Source organism: Sphingomonas flavalba (assembly GCF_004796535.1).
GTDB classification, from domain to species: domain Bacteria; phylum Pseudomonadota; class Alphaproteobacteria; order Sphingomonadales; family Sphingomonadaceae; genus Sphingomonas_L; species Sphingomonas_L flavalba.
Window position 1 is genome coordinate 1 of sequence record NZ_SPHY01000003.1, and the last position, 19,141, is coordinate 19,141.

The 19,141-nt window shown below is 68.6% G+C and carries 17 protein-coding genes and 1 pseudogene; 11 read left to right on the forward strand and 7 right to left on the reverse strand.

Annotation, left to right across the window (positions count from 1 at the left end; genetic code table 11):
* The 3 genes and pseudogenes from E4A53_RS03670 to E4A53_RS03680 all read right to left on the reverse strand — a co-directional run.
* A pseudogene (locus tag E4A53_RS03670) lies at nt 1-108 on the reverse strand (IS5 family transposase); the annotation flags it as partial.
* Between the two features lie 121 nt (nt 109-229).
* Entirely contained in the window at nt 230-1,489 is a 1,260-nt protein-coding gene (locus E4A53_RS03675) for a NupC/NupG family nucleoside CNT transporter (protein ID WP_136161782.1), read from the reverse strand.
* A 15-nt stretch (nt 1,490-1,504) separates the two neighbouring features.
* Entirely contained in the window at nt 1,505-2,806 is a 1,302-nt protein-coding gene (locus E4A53_RS03680) for a thymidine phosphorylase (RefSeq protein WP_136161783.1), read from the reverse strand.
* Nucleotides 2,807-2,909: 103 nt separating this feature from the next.
* Between E4A53_RS03680 and E4A53_RS03685 the strand changes: the two genes are divergently transcribed.
* From E4A53_RS03685 to E4A53_RS14995, 9 genes are all read left to right on the forward strand, one after another.
* A complete protein-coding gene (locus tag E4A53_RS03685) occupies nt 2,910-3,758 on the forward strand; it encodes a peptidylprolyl isomerase (protein WP_136161784.1) in 849 nt (282 codons plus the stop codon).
* A 51-nt stretch (nt 3,759-3,809) separates the two neighbouring features.
* Nucleotides 3,810-5,750: a S9 family peptidase gene (locus tag E4A53_RS03690; protein WP_136161785.1), complete on the forward strand. Its 1,941-nt coding sequence runs from the start codon at nt 3,810-3,812 to the stop codon at nt 5,748-5,750.
* Between the two features lie 117 nt (nt 5,751-5,867).
* The gene (locus E4A53_RS03695) at nt 5,868-7,208 is read left to right on the forward strand and encodes a UDP-glucose dehydrogenase family protein (RefSeq protein WP_136161786.1); all 1,341 of its coding nucleotides are present in this window, start codon (nt 5,868-5,870) and stop codon (nt 7,206-7,208) included.
* A gap of 3 nt (nt 7,209-7,211) precedes the next feature.
* Nucleotides 7,212-7,778: a dTDP-4-dehydrorhamnose 3,5-epimerase gene (gene rfbC / locus E4A53_RS03700; RefSeq protein ID WP_136161787.1), complete on the forward strand. Its 567-nt coding sequence runs from the start codon at nt 7,212-7,214 to the stop codon at nt 7,776-7,778.
* 5 nt (nt 7,779-7,783) lie between these two features.
* The gene (rfbB, locus tag E4A53_RS03705; RefSeq protein WP_136162055.1) at nt 7,784-8,842 is read left to right on the forward strand and encodes a dTDP-glucose 4,6-dehydratase; all 1,059 of its coding nucleotides are present in this window, start codon (nt 7,784-7,786) and stop codon (nt 8,840-8,842) included.
* A gap of 3 nt (nt 8,843-8,845) precedes the next feature.
* On the forward strand, nt 8,846-9,715 hold the full coding sequence (rfbD, locus tag E4A53_RS03710; protein WP_136161788.1) for a dTDP-4-dehydrorhamnose reductase: 870 nt from the start codon (nt 8,846-8,848) through the stop codon (nt 9,713-9,715).
* Nucleotides 9,712-10,587: a glucose-1-phosphate thymidylyltransferase RfbA gene (gene rfbA / locus E4A53_RS03715; protein WP_136161789.1), complete on the forward strand. Its 876-nt coding sequence runs from the start codon at nt 9,712-9,714 to the stop codon at nt 10,585-10,587. The genes rfbD and rfbA overlap by 4 nt, the downstream gene beginning before the upstream one ends.
* Entirely contained in the window at nt 10,584-12,041 is a 1,458-nt protein-coding gene (locus E4A53_RS03720) for a flippase (protein WP_136161790.1), read from the forward strand. The genes rfbA and E4A53_RS03720 overlap by 4 nt, the downstream gene beginning before the upstream one ends.
* Entirely contained in the window at nt 12,038-12,652 is a 615-nt protein-coding gene (locus tag E4A53_RS14995) for a CatB-related O-acetyltransferase (RefSeq protein WP_168694305.1), read from the forward strand. Before E4A53_RS03720 ends, E4A53_RS14995 begins: the two co-directional genes overlap by 4 nt.
* Before the next feature lie 18 nt (nt 12,653-12,670).
* On the opposite strand, the gene rnk is transcribed toward E4A53_RS14995, so the two are convergent.
* From rnk to E4A53_RS03745, 4 genes are all read right to left on the reverse strand, one after another.
* Nucleotides 12,671-13,084 carry a nucleoside diphosphate kinase regulator gene (gene rnk / locus E4A53_RS03730; RefSeq protein WP_136161791.1) on the reverse strand — a complete coding sequence of 138 codons (414 nt, stop codon included), beginning with the start codon at nt 13,082-13,084 and terminating at the stop codon, nt 12,671-12,673.
* Between the two features lie 252 nt (nt 13,085-13,336).
* Nucleotides 13,337-15,217, reverse strand: a complete 1,881-nt coding sequence (locus E4A53_RS03735; RefSeq protein ID WP_136161792.1) for an ABC-F family ATP-binding cassette domain-containing protein — start codon at nt 15,215-15,217, stop codon at nt 13,337-13,339.
* Between the two features lie 9 nt (nt 15,218-15,226).
* Entirely contained in the window at nt 15,227-15,994 is a 768-nt protein-coding gene (locus E4A53_RS03740) for a TlyA family RNA methyltransferase (RefSeq protein ID WP_136161793.1), read from the reverse strand.
* Nucleotides 15,995-16,037: 43 nt separating this feature from the next.
* Complete coding sequence (locus E4A53_RS03745; RefSeq protein ID WP_136161794.1) at nt 16,038-16,571, reverse strand: PEPxxWA-CTERM sorting domain-containing protein; 534 nt, start codon at nt 16,569-16,571, stop codon at nt 16,038-16,040.
* Nucleotides 16,572-16,866: 295 nt separating this feature from the next.
* Between E4A53_RS03745 and purC the strand changes: the two genes are divergently transcribed.
* Together purC and E4A53_RS03755 are read left to right on the forward strand one after the other, a co-directional pair.
* A complete protein-coding gene (gene purC, locus E4A53_RS03750; protein WP_136161795.1) occupies nt 16,867-17,646 on the forward strand; it encodes a phosphoribosylaminoimidazolesuccinocarboxamide synthase in 780 nt (259 codons plus the stop codon).
* A 270-nt stretch (nt 17,647-17,916) separates the two neighbouring features.
* Entirely contained in the window at nt 17,917-19,140 is a 1,224-nt protein-coding gene (locus E4A53_RS03755) for a transferrin-binding protein-like solute binding protein (RefSeq protein ID WP_136161796.1), read from the forward strand.
* Nucleotide 19,141 lies beyond the last annotated feature (1 nt).

Genomic DNA, 19,141 nt, shown 5'->3' on the forward strand with positions numbered 1-19,141 from the left:
ACCGCTCAACACCCGCCGATCGTCAACCCGCGGCTTCCCGTGGCTCTTGGGGAAATAGGGCCGCAGACGATCCATCTGCTCGTCACTCAGCCAGTACAGGTCGCTCATGCTCAGTCTCCTTACGGAGCCTGAATCAGATCGAGCCTCTCACATCAATGGGTCCTGAGCCTAGGCGCCTTTCGCAAGACAGGCAGATTCCAGCGTACCCCGGAATGACGGGTCAGTTCCGCTACGGCGCCAGCAACAGCCCCGCAAAGGCCGCGCTCATCAGGTTGGCGAGCGACCCCGCCGCCAGCGCCTTCAGGCCCAGCCGGGCGATCTCCGGCCGCTGGTTGGGGGCCAGGCTGCCGGTGACCGCCATCTGGATCGCGATCGAGCTGAAATTGGCGAAACCGCACAGCGCAAAGGTGACGACGGCAACGGTGTGCGGCGCCAGCCCGGACTGGATCGCACCCAGATCGATATAGGCGACGAACTCGTTGAGGACGATCTTCTCGCCGAACAGGCCGCCGGCTTTCAGCGCCTCGTCCCACGGCACGTTCAGCAAATACATCACCGGCGCGAACACATAGCCGAGCAGGCCCTGAAAGGTGATGTCGTGCGGGGTGAACCAGTGGCCGATCCCGGTCAGGATGCCGTTGGCGAGCGCGACCAACGCGACGAAGGCCAGCACCATCGCCCCGACCGCTACCGCCAGCTTCACCCCGGTCTGTGCGCCCTGCGCCGCCGCCATGATGATGTTGGCCGGCTTTTCCTCGTCATAATGCGCCTCGGACATGACCAGCGCCTCGGCCTCGGCGTCCGCCCGGGCATCGCGCAACGGCGACGGCGGCACGTCCGGCATGATGATCTTGGCCATCAAAATGCCGCCCGGCGCCGACATGAACGACGCGGCGAGCAGATAGTCGATGCGGATGCCCATCGACGCATAGGCGGCAAGGATGGTGCCGGCGACCCCGGCCATGCCCGACGTCATCACCGTGAAAAGCTGCGCCTGGGTCAGCCCGGCCAGATAGGGGCGGATGACCAGCGGCGACTCGCTCTGGCCGACGAAGATGTTGGCGGCCGCGCACAGCGACTCGACCTTCGACACGCCGATCACTTTCTCGATCGCCCCGCCCAGCCAGCGGATGATGAACTGCATGACGCCGAGGTGGTAGAGGATGGCGACCAGCGAGGCGAAAAAGACGATGACCGGCAACGCCGCGATGGCGAAGCTGGCCCCGCCGACGCCGGGCGCCGCCAGCGGCCCGAAGATGAAATCGGTCCCCGCCTTGGCATAGCCGAGCAGATTGGCGACGCCGCCCGACAGGAATTCCAGCACCGCCCGCCCCCAGGGCACGTACAACACGAGGATGGCGACCCCGGCCTGCAATGCGAAGGCGGCGCAGACGACGCGCGGGCGAATCGCCCGGCGATTGGACGACAGCAGGCAGGCGATGCCGAGGATCGCCAAGATGCCGGCAATGCCGATCAGCCATTTGGTCATGCGCGCCGGCGTCCCCTAACGGCTGCGGATCAACGCCGCCGGACGGGGCGCTTCGTCGCCGACGATAACGGCGTTTTGGAATTCGGCAATCGCGCGCTCGACCGCCGCCGCGTCGGCGGCATGGACCAGCGCCAGCGGCCGCCCGCTGCCGACGGGCGCCCCCACCGGCGCGACTGCGCTGAACCCGACCGATACGTCGATCGCATCGGTGATCCGCCGCCGGCCGCCGCCGAGGCCGATGATCGCCTCGCCGATCGCGCGCGCGTCTACCCGTTGGACGACGCCGTCCGGCGCCGGTACCGGCCGAACCACAGGCGCCTGCGCCAGATGTCGCGCCGGTCGCTCGACCAGGTCGGCCGGGCCGCCATGCAGTGCGACCATGCGCTGGAACGCCTCCGCCGCCCGTCCGCTGGCCAGCGCCGCTTCGCAGCGCGCCGCGGCATCGGCCGGGTCGGCGGCAAGGCCGCCCATTACCAGCAATTCCGAGCACAGCGCGATCGTCACCGTGTGCAGCCGCGGGTCACGGGCGGTGCCGGTCAGATGGGCGATCGCTTCGCTGACCTCCAGCGCATTGCCGGCGTTCGTCCCCAGCACCGATCCCATGTCGGTGACCAGCGCCGCCGCCGGCATGCCCATCGCCGCCGCCGCCGCGACGATCGCGTCGCCCAGCACCCAGGCCTCCACCGCATCGCGCACGAACGCGCCCGACCCGGTCTTGATGTCCATGACCAGATGCTGGACCCCGGCCGCCGCCTTCTTCGACAGGATCGAGGCGGTGATCAGCGGCGTCGACTCGATCGTCGCGGTCGCGTCACGGACGGCGTAGAGCAGCCCGTCCGCCGGCGCGATGTCCGGCGTCTGGCCGACGATCGCGCAGCCCGCCTCGCGCACCACGGCGCGAAAGCGGTCCGACCCGCAAAAGGCGTCGTAGCCGGGAATCGCCGACAATTTGTCGATCGTCCCGCCGGTATGGCCAAGCCCGCGCCCGGCGACCATCGGCACATAGCCGCCGCACGCCGCGATGATCGGCGCGAGCAGGAAGCTGACCTTGTCGCCGACGCCGCCGGTCGAATGTTTGTCGAGCGCCGGGCCGGGCAGCCCCTCCGCCCGCCAGTCGATGACGGTGCCGGACCGCGCCATCGCCCCAGTCAGCGCCGCCGTCTCCCTGGCATCCATGCCGTTCAGGTAGATCGCCATCGCCAGCGCGGCAGCGTGCTCCAGCGCGATCGATCGGTCGGCAAGGGCGACGACCACCGCGTCGATCTGCTCGCGATCCAACGCCCGCCCGTCGCGCTTGGCGCGGATGATGTCCTGCATGTCCACGACGCCGCCCTAAAGCATTTTCGTTACAGGCGGAATCGCCTGCCAGGATGACTCGAACCCTCTTTTCGGCGCGCATCGCTCGTGCCATCCTCCACCGATGCTGCTCTCCCTCCTCGCCGCCGCGGCCGCCGCCAGCCTGTCCCCCGCCGAGATCGTCGCCCAGGCGCCGGAGGCGGCATGGCGGGACATCGCGCCGCAGGACCTGCTGGTCATGACCCTGGCTGACGGCGGCACGGTGACGATCCAGCTCGCCCCCGGCTGGGCGCCGGTGCACATCGCCAACATCGCCGCTTTCGCCGACGCCCGCTTCTGGGACGGCGCCGGCATCAACCGGGTGCAGGACAATTACGTCGTCCAGTGGGGCGACGCGACCCGCGCCGCGCCCGCCGCCGTCCAGCCCAAGCCACCCGCCGAATATCAGCGGCCGCTCGCCGGCACCGGCTTTCGCGCGCTCGGCTTCCCCGATGCCTATGCGCGCCAGACCGGCCATGCCGGCGGCTGGCCGGTCGCGACCGACGGCAAGGGCAATGGCTGGCTGGTCCATTGCTACGGCATGGTCGGCGTCGGTCGGGACATGAGCCCGGATACCGGCACCGGGGCCGAGCTGTACGCGGTGATCGGTCATGCACCGCGCCACCTTGACCGCAACGTTGCGCTGGTCGGTCGCGTCGTCGACGGCATCGAGCGGCTGAGCGCCCTGCCGCGCGGCGACGGTGCGCTCGGCGTCTATGCCGATGCCGCACGGCACGTGCCGATCGCCCGCATCCGGCGCGGCGATCCGGACGCGGGCGCCCCGGCCTGGCAATATCTTTCGACCGACAGCCCGGCCTTCGCCACCTATGCGCGGGCGCGCGCCAACCGCCATGACGCCTTCTTCAACCTGCCTGCCGGTGGTGCCGACGTCTGCAACGTGCCCGTACCGCTGCGCCGCAAGCCCGCCGGCTGATTTGGCACGGGCGAGCTTGCCCGCGCCGGCGATGCCACTATTTGTTCGGGAATGAGTAGCCGTACCGCACCGCCCGCCCCCGCCGCCCCGCTGATCGCCCGCGCCAGGCTGTTCGGCAATCCGAGCCGGGCAATGGGCCGGATCAGCCCGGACGGCGTCTGGCTGAGCTGGCTGGCGCCGCGCGACGGGGTGATGAACGTGTGGATCGCGCCCACCGCCGACAGCGCCGCCGCCCGGCCGATGACCGCCGAGACGGAGCGGCCGATCGGCGAATATTTTTGGGCACCGGACAGCAGCCGCATCCTGTTCGTGCAGGACAAGGGCGGCGACGAGAATTTCCTGCTCTACGGCGTCGACGTCGCGACCGGCGCGGAAACCTGCCTGACCCCGTTCGACAACACGCGCGCGATGGTGATCGGCACGTCCCACCGCATCCGCGACCGCATCCTCGTCGGCCTCAACAACCGCGACGCGCGCTGGCACGACGTACACAGCCTCGACCTGACCACCGGCGCGCTGACCGAGATGCTGCGCGGCGACGGCTATGCCGGTTTCCTCGCCGACGACAATCTGGACCTGCGGATGGCGTTGCGCCCGAACGCCGCCGGCGGGTTTGATTTCTTCCACATCGTCGACGGCGTCGTCGCCGAGGATCCGTTCGGCACGACGACGCTGGAGGACGCGCTGACCACCCAGCCGGCCGGCTTCACCGCCGACGGCGCGACCCTCTACTGGCTGGACAGCCGCGGTCGCGACACCGCCGCGCTGATCGCCCAGGACGTGGCGAGCGGCGCGACGCGGATCGTCGCCGAGGATCCGCGCGCCGACATCGGCGCGGTGATGGCGCATCCGGTGACCGGCGTCGTCGACGCCTGGGCCGCCACCTATCTGCGTACCGAATGGACGGCGACGGCGCCGGCGGTCGGCGAATCGCTCGCCTTCCTGCGCGAGCGGCTGGACGGCGACATAACCGTCACCGCCCGCACCGACGCCGATGACAAGTGGACCGTCGCCGTCGACCCGGTGACCGGGCCGCCCGCCGTCTATCTCTACGATCGCGCCGCCGGCACGCTCAGCCTGTTCTACGTCAGCCGGCCGGAACTGGCCGACGCGCCGCTGGTCGCGATGCAGGCGCTGGAAATCGCCGCCCGCGACGGGCTGACCCTGACCGCCTATCTCAGCCTGCCGCCGGGCAACGACACCGATGGCGACGGCATACCGGACACGCCGATGCCGATGGTGCTGCTGGTCCATGGCGGACCGTGGGCGCGCGACGGTTACGGCTACAACCCCTACCACCAGTGGCTGGCCAACCGCGGCTATGCGGTGCTGTCGGTTAATTTTCGCGGCTCGACCGGGTTCGGCAAGGCGTTCATCAGCGCCGGCGACCGGCAATGGGGCCTGAAGATGCACGACGACCTGATCGATGCGGTCGACTGGGCGGTCGCGCGGGGGATCGCCGCCAAGGACAAGGTGGCGATCATGGGCGGCTCCTATGGCGGCTATGCGACGCTTGCCGGACTGGCCTTCACCCCGACGGTGTTCGCCTGCGGCGTCGACATCGTCGGCCCGTCCAACCTGGAAACGCTGCTGAAGACGATCCCGCCCTACTGGGCGGCGGGGATCGAGCAGTTCCACCAGCGCATGGGCAACCCGAACACGCCGGAAGGGCTGGAGGCGCTGAAGCGCGCCTCCCCCCTCTACAGCGCCGAGCGAATCGTCCGCCCGCTGCTGATCGGCCAGGGCGCCAACGACCCGCGGGTCAACAAGGCGGAATCGGACCAGATCGTCGCGGCGATGCAGGCGAAGGCGATTCCCGTCACCTATGTGTTGTTCCCCGACGAAGGGCACGGCTTCCACCGGCCGGAAAACAACATCGCCTTCAACGCGATCGCCGAGGCGTTTCTCGCGCGCTGCCTCGGCGGCCGTGCGGAACCGGAGGACGGCGCCATCGCCGCGTCGACCGCGCAGTTCCTGTCCGGGGGCGAATGACCACCGCCGCGCCGATTCGCGGCCGTACGGGTCCGGAACGGCGGCAATAACCTTGTTTGCGGGTGGCGCCGGGCTATCGGCATCGCTAACGAAGCCGCGCACAGCGATGAGGTTTCCATGAAAATCACCATGATCGGTTCGGGCTATGTCGGACTGGTTTCCGGCACCTGCTTTTCCGACTTCGGCCACGAAGTGGTGTGCGTCGACAAGGACGCCGCGAAGATCGCCGCGCTGAAGGACGGCCGCATCCCGATCTACGAGCCGGGGCTGGACGCGCTGGTCGCCAGCAACGTCCGCGCCGGGCGGCTGAGCTTCACCACTGACATCAAGGCCGGGGTGGCGGGCGCCGACGCCGTGTTCATCGCGGTCGGCACCCCGTCACGGCGCGGCGACGGCCATGCCGACCTGAGCTACGTCTTCGCCGCCGCGCGCGAGGTCGCGGAGGCGGTGACCGGGCCGACGGTGCTGGTCAACAAGTCGACCGTGCCGGTCGGCACCGGCGACAAGGTCGAGGCGATCGTCGGAGAGGCGCGGCCCGATGTCGCGATTGCCGTCGTCTCCAACCCGGAATTCCTGCGCGAAGGCGCCGCGATCGAAGATTTCAAGCGCCCCGATCGGATCGTCGTCGGCACCGACGACATCGGCGCGCAGAATGTGATGCGCGAACTGTACCGGCCGCTCTACCTTAACCGTTCGCCGATCCTGTTCACCGGCCGGCGCACGGCGGAACTGATCAAATACGCCGCCAACGCCTTCCTTGCGACCAAGATCACCTTCATCAACGAGTTGGCCGACCTGGCGGAAAAGGCGGGCGCCGACATCAAGGACGTGTCGCGCGGCATCGGTCTCGACAACCGCATCGGCTCCAAATTCCTGCACGCCGGGCCGGGCTATGGCGGCTCCTGCTTCCCGAAGGACACGCTGGCGCTGCTGCGCACCGCCGAGGAGCATGACGTGCCGCTGCGCATCGTCGACGCGACCGTTGCCGCCAACGACCTGCGCAAGGTGGCGATGGGCCACAAGATCATCGCGGCGCTGGGCGGCGACGTGAAGGGCAAGCGAATCGGCCTGCTCGGCCTGACCTTCAAGCCCAACACCGACGACATGCGCGACGCGCCGTCGCTGTCGATCGTGCCGGTGCTGCGCGACGCCGGGGCGGACATCGTCGCCTACGACCCGGAAGGGCATGAAACGGCGAAGGCGGTGCTCGACGGCATCGGCTTCAAGGACAATGCGCTCGCCGTCGCCGACGGCGCCGATGCGCTGGTCATCATCACCGAATGGGACGCGTTCCGCGCCCTCGACCTGCGCCGGATCGCGACGACGATGCGCAACCCGCTGCTCGTCGACCTGCGCAACATCTACGCGCCCGACGACGCAGAGCGCGCCGGCCTTTCTTACGTCGGCATCGGCCGCGGCGCGTCCGGCGACAGTTCGCTCGAACAGGCAAAGGGCTGAGGCGTGGCCGTCCTCAAGATCGTCCCCCGGCGCTTCGAGGACCCACGCGGCTGGTTCAGCGAGACCTACAACCAGGCGCGCTACCAGGGTTTCGGCATCGCCGACGCCTTCGTGCAGGACAACCAGTCGCTGTCGCGGCCGGCGGCGACACTGCGCGGCCTGCATTTCCAGCGCCCGCCGCATGCGCAGGCCAAGTTGGTCCGCTGCCTGCGCGGCCGGATCTGGGACGTCGCCGCCGACATCCGCGCCGGTTCGCCGACATGCGGCCAGTGGGTGGCGACGACGCTGACCGCGCAAGGCGGCGAACAGCTCTATATCCCAACCGGCTTCGCCCATGGCTTCCTGACCCTGGAGCCGGACTGCGAGGTCGCCTATAAGACGTCGGCGTTCTACGCGCCGGAAAGCGATGCCGGCATCGCCTGGGACGACCCGGCCGTCGCCATCGCCTGGCCGCTGGACGGGGCGGCGCCGCAGCTTTCGGACAAGGACCGGGCGCTGCCCCGGCTAAACGGGATCGAAACCGGTTTCGCCTATGACGGCGTGCCGCTGACCCTGACGGAGTTGTCATGAGTGCGTTGCGTATCCTGGTTACCGGCGGGGCCGGCTTCATCGGCTCGGCGCTGGTCCGCCATCTGATCGCCGAGACAGAGCACAGCGTCCTGAACGTCGATGCGCTGACCTATGCGGGCAACCTCGCCTCGCTGACGCCGGTCGCCGACAGCAACCGCTACCGCTTCGTCCGCGCCGACGTGTGCGATCGCGACAGGATCGCGGCGCTGATCGCCGAATTCCAGCCGCAGATCATCACCCACCTTGCCGCCGAGAGCCACGTCGACCGGTCGATCGATGGCCCGGCGCAGTTCATCCAGACCAATCTGGTTGGCACCTTCACCATGCTGGCGGCGGCGCTCGACCACTGGCGCGGTCTGGACGACGCCGGCAAGGCGGCATTCCGCTTCCACCACATCTCAACCGACGAGGTGTTCGGCGCGCTCGGCGAGGACGGCTATTTCACCGAGGATACCGCCTACGATCCGCGCTCGCCCTATTCGGCGTCGAAGGCGGGGTCGGACCATCTGGTCAGCGCCTGGCACCACACCTACGGCCTGCCGACGCTGATCACCAACTGCTCGAACAATTACGGGCCGTATCATTTCCCGGAAAAGCTTATCCCGCTGGTCATCCTGAAGTGCCTGGCCGGGGAGGAGCTGCCGGTCTACGGCACCGGCCAGAACGTCCGCGACTGGCTGTATGTCGACGACCATGTCCGCGCGCTGGCGACGGTGTTCGAACGCGGCACGCCCGGCGAAAGCTATATGGTCGGCGGCCATTCGGAACGCACCAACCTGGCGGTGGTGGAAACGATCTGCGACACGCTCGACCGCATCCGCCCGCGCGCCGACGGCAAGAGCTACCGCGACCAGATCACCTTCGTCGCGGACCGGCCGGGCCATGATTTCCGCTATGCGATCGACGCGACCAAGCTGGAACGCGAGTTGGGCTGGCGCCCGCGCGAGAATTTCGAGACCGGCATCGACCGGACGATCCACTGGTATCTCGACAACGAGGCATGGTGGCGCCCGATCCAGTCCGGTGCCTATGCCGGTGAGCGGCTTGGCCTGAAGAGCGCCTGAGCCGTGACGCGCCCGGCGATCCTGGTCACCGGCGGCAGCGGGCAGGTCGGCACCGGCCTGCGCCGGCTGGCCGACCGTTTCGGCGCGACCGTCGTCGCCCCCGGCCGCGATACGCTGGACTTGGCCGCGCCGGATTCGATCGCGGCGGCGGTTGCCGGCGGCGACTGGGCGGCAATCATCAATTGCGCCGCCTATACCGCCGTCGACCGGGCGGAAAGCGAGCCGGAAGCGGCACATGCGGTGAACGCCACCGCGCCCGGTTTGCTGGCAGAGGCGGCGGCGACGCGCGGCATCCGCCTGATCCATGTGTCGACCGACTATGTCTTCGACGGCAGCAAGCCGACCCCCTACGAAGAAGACGATCCGATCGCGCCGCTCGGCGTTTACGGCGCATCGAAGGCGGCCGGCGAGCAGGCGGTCCGCGCCGCCGCCCCCGACCATGTCATCCTGCGCACCGCCTGGGTGGTCAGCCCGTGGGGCCGCAATTTCGTCAAGACCATGCTGCGCCTCGGCGCCGAGCGGCCGGAACTGGGCGTCGTCGCCGACCAGGTCGGCTGCCCGACTTCGGCCGAGGACATCGCCGAAGCGCTGCTGCGGATCGCCACCACGGGCGGCCCGGCGGGCACCTATCATTTCGTCAACGCCGGCGCGGCGAGCTGGTTCGATCTGGCGACGGCGGTGTTCGAACGCACCGCCTTCACCCCGGTCGTCCGCCCGATCGCCACCGCCGATTACCCGACGCCGGCGCGGCGGCCGGCCAATTCCCGCCTCGCCACCGCGAAGATCGGCCGCGACTATGCTATAGCGCCGCGGCCGTGGCGCGAGGCGATCGACGCCATCCTCGACGAACTGCTGGAAGCGGAAAGCGCATGAAGGGCATCATCCTTGCCGGGGGCAGCGGCACCCGGCTCCACCCGGCGACGCTGGCGATCAACAAGCAGCTGCTGCCGATCTACGACAAGCCGATGATCTATTACCCGATGTCGGTGCTGATGATGGCCGGCATCCGCGAGATACTGATCATCTCGTCGCCCGAATATCTCGACAACTACCAGCGACTGTTCGGCGACGGCGGCCAGTTCGGCCTCAGCATAGCCTATGCGGTGCAGCCGCGGCCAGAGGGGCTGGCCCAGGCATTCCTGATCGGCCGCACCTTCCTGGCCGGCGGCCCCGGCGCCTTGGTGCTGGGCGACAACATCTTCTTCGGCGCGGGCTTGAGCGCGATCCTGAAACGCGCGCGCGAACGCACGCACGGCGCCACCATCTTCGCCTATCGGGTCGAGGACCCGCACGCCTATGGCGTCGTCGAGCTGGACGCAGGCGGCCGGGCACTGTCGATCGAGGAGAAGCCGACGGCACCCAAATCCAACTATGCGGTGACCGGCCTCTATTTCTACGACGACCGGGTCTGCGACCTCGCGGCCCAAGTCCGCCCGTCTGCGCGCGGCGAGCTGGAGATCACCGATCTCAACCGCCTCTACATGGACGCGGGCGAGTTGTATGTCGAGCAAATGAACCGCGGCTATGCCTGGCTGGACACCGGCACCCACGACAGCCTGATCGAGGCGAGCGAATTCGTCCGCACCCTCCAAAAGCGGCAAGGGGTCCAGATCGCCAGCCTTGAGGAAATCGCGTTCAAGAACGGCTTCATCGACCGCGACCAGCTCGTCGCGCGCGGCAGGCTGTTCGAAAAGACCGCCTATGGCCGCGCGTTGCTCGATCTGGCGGAGGACGCGCGCGGGTGAGCATCGGCCGCAATACCAACTACAATCTGGTTGGCGCCGCCATCCCGATTGCATTGGCGTTGATTACCGTACCGCTCTACCTGCGGCTGATCGGCGACGACCGCTACGGCGTGCTGTCGATCGCCTGGCTGTTCCTCGGCTATTTCGGCCTGTTCGATCTGGGACTGGGCCGGGCGACAACCTATCATATCTCCGCCCTGCGCGACGCGCCGTCGGCCGAGCGTGCCGACGTGTTCTGGTCGGCGATCATGGTCAACATCGTCATGGGGCTGGTCGGCGCGGCGATCCTGTGGCCGTCCGCTGGCTATTTCTTCGCCCATGTCTTCAAGGTCGACGAGGCGCTGCGGCCGGAGATCATGGCCAGCGTGCCGCTGCTCGCCGCATCGGTGCCGATCGCGACGATGACCGGGGTGCTGACCGGCACGCTGATGGGCCGCGACCGCTTTCTGGAAGTCAACATCCTGTCGGTCACCTCGACCGCGCTGTTCCAGATCTTCCCGCTCGCCGTCGCCTGGCTGATCGGGCCGGACATATGGGGCCTTCTGGCGGCGGCGCTGGCGGCGCGGGCGGTGGCGATCCTGTTCATGTGGGTTCGCTGCCATCAACTCGTCCTGCGCGGCGAGCGCATGCGTTTCGACGCCGGCCGCGCCCGTGAATTGCTCGCCTATGGCGGCTGGGTGACGCTGACCGCCATTTTCGGGCCGGCGCTGGTCATCGTCGACCGCTTCGCGATCGGCGCGATCCTCGGCGCGACGGCGGTCACCGTCTACACCGTGCCGTTCCAGCTGGCCCAGCGCATCGCCATCCTGCCCAATGCGCTGGTCAGCGCGATCTTCCCGCGCCTGCCGACCGCCGCGCCGGAAGAGCAGGCGCGCATCTCGTCGACCGCGCTGCTCGCGCTGCTCAGCGTGCTCGGCCCGCCGATCATGGTCGCGCTGTTCCTGCTCCACCCGTTCCTCGACCTGTGGATCGGGCCAAAGCTCGGTGCGCCGGCGGCGGCGGTCGGCGGCATCATCATCCTCGGCTTCTGGATCAACGCCTTTGCCGTCATCCCCTATAGCCGCCTGCAGGGGACTGGCCGGCCCGACCTGGTAACCAAGCTGCTGCTCGTCCAGATTCCGTTCTATCTGGTCGCGCTGTACTTCGGCATGAAGCAATTCGGCCTGATCGGCTGCGCCATCGTTTTCTCGATCCGCTGCGCCGCCGATTTCATCCTGATGTCGGTCGCCGCTGCCGGACGGCTGGAAAATCAGCGGCTGATCGCCGCCAACGCCGCGCTGCTCACCCTTGGCGTCGTCGCAACCGCCGTCCTTTCCTACCGCCAGCCGGCCTGGTGGGTGGCGGCGCTGGTGCTGACCGCGGCGATGAGCCTGCTCGCCTGGCGGACGATGCCGGCCGAACTCCATGCCCGCGTTACAGCGCTGCGGCGTTACGTGCCGAGGGGGGCCGCATGAGACCATTGTCCGTCAGACGCCGGCTGACTGCGCTGCTCAACGGCCTGCTCGGCCGGGCGCCGCGGGTCTGGATGCTGGACGAAACCTATCCGCAATACCGGATCGGGCGCGGCAGCTACGGCGACCTGTCGATCGCCTCCTACCCCGGCGACGCCGATCTGGTGATGGGCGCCTATTGCTCGGTCGCCGCCAACGTCACCCTGCTGCTCGGCGGCGAGCACCGGACCGACTGGGTCTCCACCTACCCGTTTTCCGACATCATCCCGGAATACGGCCACATCACCGGGCATCCGCGCACACGCGGCGACGTCGTCATCGGCAACGACGTGTGGATCGGCCGCGACGTGCTGATCCTGTCCGGGGTGACGATCGGCGACGGCGCGGTGATCGGCGCCCGCGCCGTCGTCACCCGCGACGTGCCCGCATACGGCATCGTGTCCGGCAATCCGGCGAAGCTGATCCGCCTGCGCTTTTCCGAACAGGTGATCGCCCGGCTGGTCGAAATCGCCTGGTGGAACTGGCCGGAGGAACGGGTGCGCCGCGCCGTGCCCTACCTGCTCGACGACCGGATCGAGGCGTTCATCGCCGCCGTCGATTCCGGCGCCGTCTGAGCCGGGGCGCGGGCGAGGTCAGGCGACGTCGGCGTCCTGCGCGACGCCGAGCACCGTCAGTTCGTGGTCGGTGCCATCGCGGCCGGTCCAGCGCATGCTCTGCCCTTCGCTGAGGCCGATCAGCGCGACGCCGACCGGCGTCAGGATCGACAGGCGGCCGAGGGCGATGTCCGCCTCCTTCGGGAAGACCAGCGTCACTGTGCGCTCGCGGCCGTTCTCGGTGCGGAAGGTGACGCGCGAACCCATGCGCGCGACGGTGTCGGGCAGCGCCGAACGCTTGACCACGCGGGCGCGCTGCATCTCCGCCGTCAGCACGTCGGCAAGGTCCGGCGCGTTGTCGGCCACGGCGTCGGCAAGGGCGCTCAGCCGGTCGTGATCTTCCTCGCACAGGACGATCCGGGGCTTCGATGGGCTGCGTGACGGAGTCTTCATTGCAATCTGCCTTCTGGCCCGACGGACGGGAAATAACGGATAATAGGATATAAACCGGAAAAGAGGCCCGTTGGGGCGGTGCGCCGGAACGGCGTGGCTCGGAACCGCGGAATCCGAGCCGGGACTAGAATCCGGCGATCAGATTCTTTCTGGCGAATATTCGCTGGATATGCCGCGGGCCGGTCATGGGCATAAGCATGGCACAAGCCGACGGCTTGTCAAGAAAGCAGCGTGGCGCGCGACCCGGCGGGTTCAGGCGTCGGCCAGCGCCTCGATCGTCTCCATCGCATCGATCCAGCGCCGTTCCTCCGCCTCCAGCCGCTTCTCGACATCGGCGCGGCGCTTCATCAACTCGGTCACCGTGCAATCACGCTCGCCCGGCCCGGCGGCGGCGGGGTCGAACAGCGCGCGGTCGATGCGGCTACGCTCCTCGCTCAGTTCGGCGACGGCGCGTTCAGCGCGGCCGGCGGCGGTACGCAGCACCCGGTTCCGCTCGCGCGCCTCGGCCGCCGCCCGGCGGTCGGCCTTGCGGCCGCCCTTCACCTTCGCGTCGTCGTCGGTCACCGCACCGCCACCCCGCCCCAGTACCAGATCGGTGTAATCGTCGAGCGTGCCGGAAAATTCCTTCGCCTCGCCGTCGTCGACCAGCACCAACCGGTCGGCGACCAGCTCGATCATATGCCGGTCGTGGCTGACGATGACGACTGCGCCGTCATAGCTGTTCAGCGCCTGGACCAGCGCCTCGCGCGAATCGACATCGAGATGGTTGGTCGGCTCGTCGAGGATCAGCAGATTGGGGGCATCGCGGGTGATCAGCGCCAGCGCCAGCCGCGCCCGCTCGCCACCGGACAGGCTGGCGACGCGCTGGGTCGCCCGATCGCCGGAAAAGCCGAACCGGCCAAGCTGCGCGCGCACCGCCGCTGGCGTCGCGCCCGGCATCTGGCGGGTCATATGTTCAAGCGGAGTGGCGTCGGCGTCCAGTTCCTCGACCTGATACTGGGTGAAATAGCCGACCTTCATCTTGCCCGACGCGTTCATCGCCCCTTCCATCGCCGGCAACTGCGCGGCCAGCAACCGGGCGAGCGTCGTCTTGCCGTTGCCGTTGCGGCCGAGCAGCGCGACCCTGTCGTCCGGGTCGATGCGCAGGTTCAGCCGGCGGAGCACCGGGGTGCCGCCATAGCCGACCGCCGCCATGTCGAGGGTGATCAGCGGCGGCCGCATCTCCGGCGGGCTGGGAAAGGCGAAGGACAGCGTCGGGTCTTCCAGCGCGGCGGCGATCGGGCGCATCTTCTCCAGCGCCTTCATCCGGCTCTGCGCCTGCTTGGCCTTGCTCGCCTTGGCCCGCCAGCGATCGACGAAGGCCTGCAGCTTCTCTCGCTCCGCCTGCTGGCGGGCGCGGGCGGCGGACAGTTGGGCCAGTCGTTCGGCGCGCTGCCGCTCGAACGCATCATAACCGCCGGGGTAGAGCGTCACCTTGCCCTGCTCCAGGTGGAGGATATGGTCGACGACCTTGTTCAGCAGATCACGCTCGTGGCTGATGACGACCACGGTCGCCGGATAGTCCTTCAGGAAATTCTCCAGCCACAGCGTCGCTTCCAGGTCGAGGTGGTTCGACGGCTCGTCGAGCAGCAGCAGGTCAGGCCCGGAAAACAGCAGCGCCGCAAGCGCGACGCGCATCCGCCAGCCGCCGGAAAAGCTGTCGAGCGGCTGCGCCTGCATCGCCTCGTCGAAACCGAGGCCGACGAGGATGCGCGCCGCCCGCGCCGGCGCGCCATAGGCGTCGATCGTGTTCAACCGCTCGTGGATGTCGCCCAGCCGGTCGGGGTCGGCGCAGGTCTCGCTTTCGGCGAGCAACGCCGCGCGCTCGGTATCGGCGGCGAGCACCGTCTCGAACGGGGTGGCGGTGCCGGCGGGTGCGTCCTGGGCGATATAGCCGATGCGGGTGTCGCGCGGCAGGTCGACGGTGCCGTCATCCGGATCGATCTGGCCGATCATCACCTTCATCAGCGTCGACTTGCCGGCGCCGTTGCGGCCGATCAGCCCGATCCGGCCGCGCGGCGGCAGTGCCGCGGTCGCGCGGTCGATGATGGTGCGGCCGCCAAGCCGCACGGTGATGCCGGAGAGGGTAAGCATCGCGCGCCGCTAGCACAGCGCCGGGCGTTGCTCCACCGGCGGCGAGCCACGATGCGCGGCGATCAGGAACTCGACATTGCCCTGCGGGCCGGTGATCGGACTTTCGACGATGCCGGCGACCTGCCAGCCCTGCGCGGCCACCCAGTTGGCGACCGCGCGGCAGGCGGCGTCGCGCACCGCCGGATCGCGGACGACGCCGCCCTTGCCGACATCGGCGCGGCCGGCCTCGAACTGCGGCTTGATCAGCGCCATCAGCCGCGCGGCGGGGGCGGCGAAGGTCAGCGGCCGCTCCAGCACCTTGGCCAGGCCGATGAAGCTGGCATCGCAGACGATCAGGTCGACCGGCTCGGGGATATGCTCGGCGGTCAACACCCGGGCGCTGGTGCGTTCGTGGACGATGACGCGCGGGTCCTGGCGCAGCTTCCAGGCCAGCTGGTTGGTGCCCGAGTCGACGGCATAGACCCGCGCCGCGCCGCGGCTGAGCAGCACGTCGGTGAAGCCGCCGGTCGACGAGCCGACATCGATCGCTACCGCACCGGTGACGTCCCAGCCGAAATGGGCGAGGCCATGGTCGAGCTTGATGCCGCCGCGCGACACCCAGGGATGATCGCGGCCGCGCACCGACAGAGGGGCGTCGGGCGCGAGCGGCTGGCCGGCCTTTCCGACTGGCTTATCACCCGAATATACCAGCCCGGCGAGGATCAATGCCTGCGCGCGGGCCCGGCTTTCGGCGAGCGCGCGATCGACAAGCAATTGATCCGCGCGGATTTTTTTCATGACCCCCTGACAAGCTGGCCGGCAAGCGCGGCCCGATCCCGGATCAGGCCGATTCGCCGCGCCGCTTGCGCTGGTTGTAGGTCACCCGCGCGCTGGCGCCGATGATGCCGAAGCCGAGAATAAGCTGCGCCCAAGTCGCCGGTTCCGGCACGCCGGGCGTGACCGGCGGATTGACCGGGGGAACGACAGGCGGGTTGACCGGCGGCGGCACGAACGGGATGCCCGGCGGAACCCACGGCCCCGGCCCCCACGGGCCCGGACCACCGGGGCCACCCCCCGGGTCGCCGCCGCCCGGCCCGCCGGCAAAGCGTTCCGGCGGCAGGTCGGTCAGCGGCGCGATCGAATAGCCGGAGAGCAGGATCGGCGTATCGGCGGGGCATTCCACCTGCGGCGCGGCCGGCTGCGCGGCGGGGCGCACCTTCGGCTTGGCGCGCGCCTTCGGCGCCGGCGCCGTGGCCTTGTGAACCGCCTGGCGCACCTGCGGCACCGAAACGGTCAGCGCCGTGGTGCCGGCGACCGGACACACACAGGCAGCGATCAGCTTCGCCGTGCTGGACGTCAAAGCTTCCTTCAACATGGACTGCGACCCTCCTTACGCATCGACACGACGGGTATCGACAAACGGCCATTTAGCAGACCGAAGTCGTTCTTGCCACGGCGTTTACGATGATTCTCCCCTGCCACCGATTCGCCTAACCGGCGATGAACGGAGCCCGGGGCGCGCCGAAGCGTCGTCAATTGCCTGTCCCCCCCGCTTCCGCTATAGGCCGCTGCGTCCGCCTCGGCACGCGCGCACGGTTCGCCGCGCGTCCGGGGCGTCATTCGTTTCAAGCGCCGACGCATGCGCGCCGCGCCCGCAGGAGGTCCGCCACATGGCTCGTCGTCGCCAGGTCTACGAAGGCAAGGCCAAGATTCTCTATGAAGGCCCTGAACCCGGCACGCTGATCCAGTATTTCAAGGACGACGCGACGGCGTTCAACGCGCAGAAGAAGGGCACGATCAGCGGCAAGGGCGTGCTGAACAACCGGATTTCCGAGCATATCTTCACCCTGCTCGGCCACATCGGCGTGCCGACTCACTTCATCCGCCGGCTGAACATGCGCGAGCAACTGATCCGCCAGGTGGAAATCGTGCCGATCGAGGTGGTGGTGCGCAATGTCGCCGCCGGCAGCCTGTCGAAGCGGCTGGGGATCGAGGAAGGCACGCCGCTGCCCCGCACGATCATCGAATATTACTACAAGGACGACGCGCTCGGCGATCCGCTGATTTCCGAGGAGCATATCGCCTGCTTCGGCTGGGCCAACCAGGACGAGATGCACGACATCGCCGACATGGCGATCCGCATCAACGACTTCATGTCCGGCCTGTTCGCCGGCATCGGCATCCGCCTGATCGACTTCAAGCTGGAATTCGGCCGGATCTGGGACAATGACTACAGCCGGCTGATCCTGGCCGACGAGATCAGCCCCGACGGCGCCCGGCTGTGGGACGCGACGACCAACGAGAAGCTGGACAAGGACCGTTTCCGCCGCGACATGGGCGGCGAGGTCGAGGCTTATCAGGAAGTCGCCCGCCGGCTGGGCCTGCTGCCCGAAGGTGCCGACAGCGCCGTGCTCGACCTGGAAAGCCACCGCAAGCGCCGCGGCAAATAGCCCGGCGGCCCGGCGCAAACCCGCCACCTGTCTCCACATCATGCCGGCAAAAAAACCGGCATCTCCGGCGCTACGCGGCCCCACCCGCAGGAACCCGGCCTTCGCCGGGATGACGGAGGGGGCTGGACGAGAAAGAGCCGGAATCCGGCGGTTTTCGGTTCGTCGCATTCGCGTGCGGCGGCGCGCGTCATTTAGCTCCTTTTAACCATCGTTCGTTACGAACCGGCCAGAGAGCGCGGGCGTTCGCCGTGCGGGCAATGGGGATCTAGCATGCGTATTTGGGCAATCTTGGTCGCGACCACCGCGCTGGCCGCCTGTTCGGGCGGCGGCCCGCAGACCGCGAGCAGCACGCCGCCGCCCGCCACCCCCAATCAGGTCCACAGTTTCGTCACCCCGCTGGCCGCCAAGACCTATGTCGGCATCGGCGGCAGCCAAGTGTTCCAGTATTCCACCGACGATCGCAACTGCTGCGGCCAGCAGGCGCAGACCTTTGCCGGCAACGCGACGAGCGTGCGCAATTCGAGCATATCGATCGCCTACGACCCGCGCGACGCGATCTTCACGCTGACCGTCACCGACCCGAAATCGGGCGCCGACACCCAGACCCGCTTTCAGGACCCGGCATCGCGGACCGACTTTTCCGGCACGCTCGAACCGCAATGGGGCACGCCCAACCTGAACAACCCGAACATCCGCTATCTGCAGGCCGGCGACGGCGACCCGCTGTCGCCCTATCGCGGCAGCGGCACCGGCGCGGTGGACCCCGGCGACAACCATAACGCCGCGATCGGCACCGACGGATCGACCTATCAGGCGACCAGCTTCTTCTACGAGGTTCCGGGGTCGACGACCAAATACGTCACCTATGCCGGCTATGTCCGCAATTCGATGAGCTGGCACAACATCCAGATCGGCGCGCAGGACGCTTTCCAGGCGACGTGGAAGCTGGAGCGCGGCGCCTTCGCCTATGGCGAGATGACCGCCGCCAGCGCGGTGCCGAAAACCGGCAGCGGCAGCTATACCGGCGCGATGCTGGCGACGATGGTCTACAACCCGACCTTCGACGGCGTCTATCAGGGCAATGCCGTCGCCGAACTGCCCACCTTCTTCCAGTGGATCAGCGGCACGTCGAAGCTGGACGTCGATTTCGGCGCGTCGACGCTGACCGCGACGCTGAACGGTACGGTTTTCGCGCCGCAGGTCGACTATTACACCGACTCGTCCGCCAGCATCCTGCCGGCCGGCACCACCTTCACCGCCAGCGGCACCGGACGCATCGACCTGGTCAATGCCGGCGGCTTCATCGGCGTGTTCAACAGCGCCGGCTTCACCGCGCCGGGCGGCGGCGACCACCCGGTCACCATCGCCGGATCGAGCCTGGACGGCGCCTTCTACGGCCCGGCGGCCGAGGAAATCGGCGGCGGCTTCCGCATCGTCGGCGGCACGCCGGACCAGCGGATCGACATTCTGGGCGCCTTCACCGGCAAGAAATAGC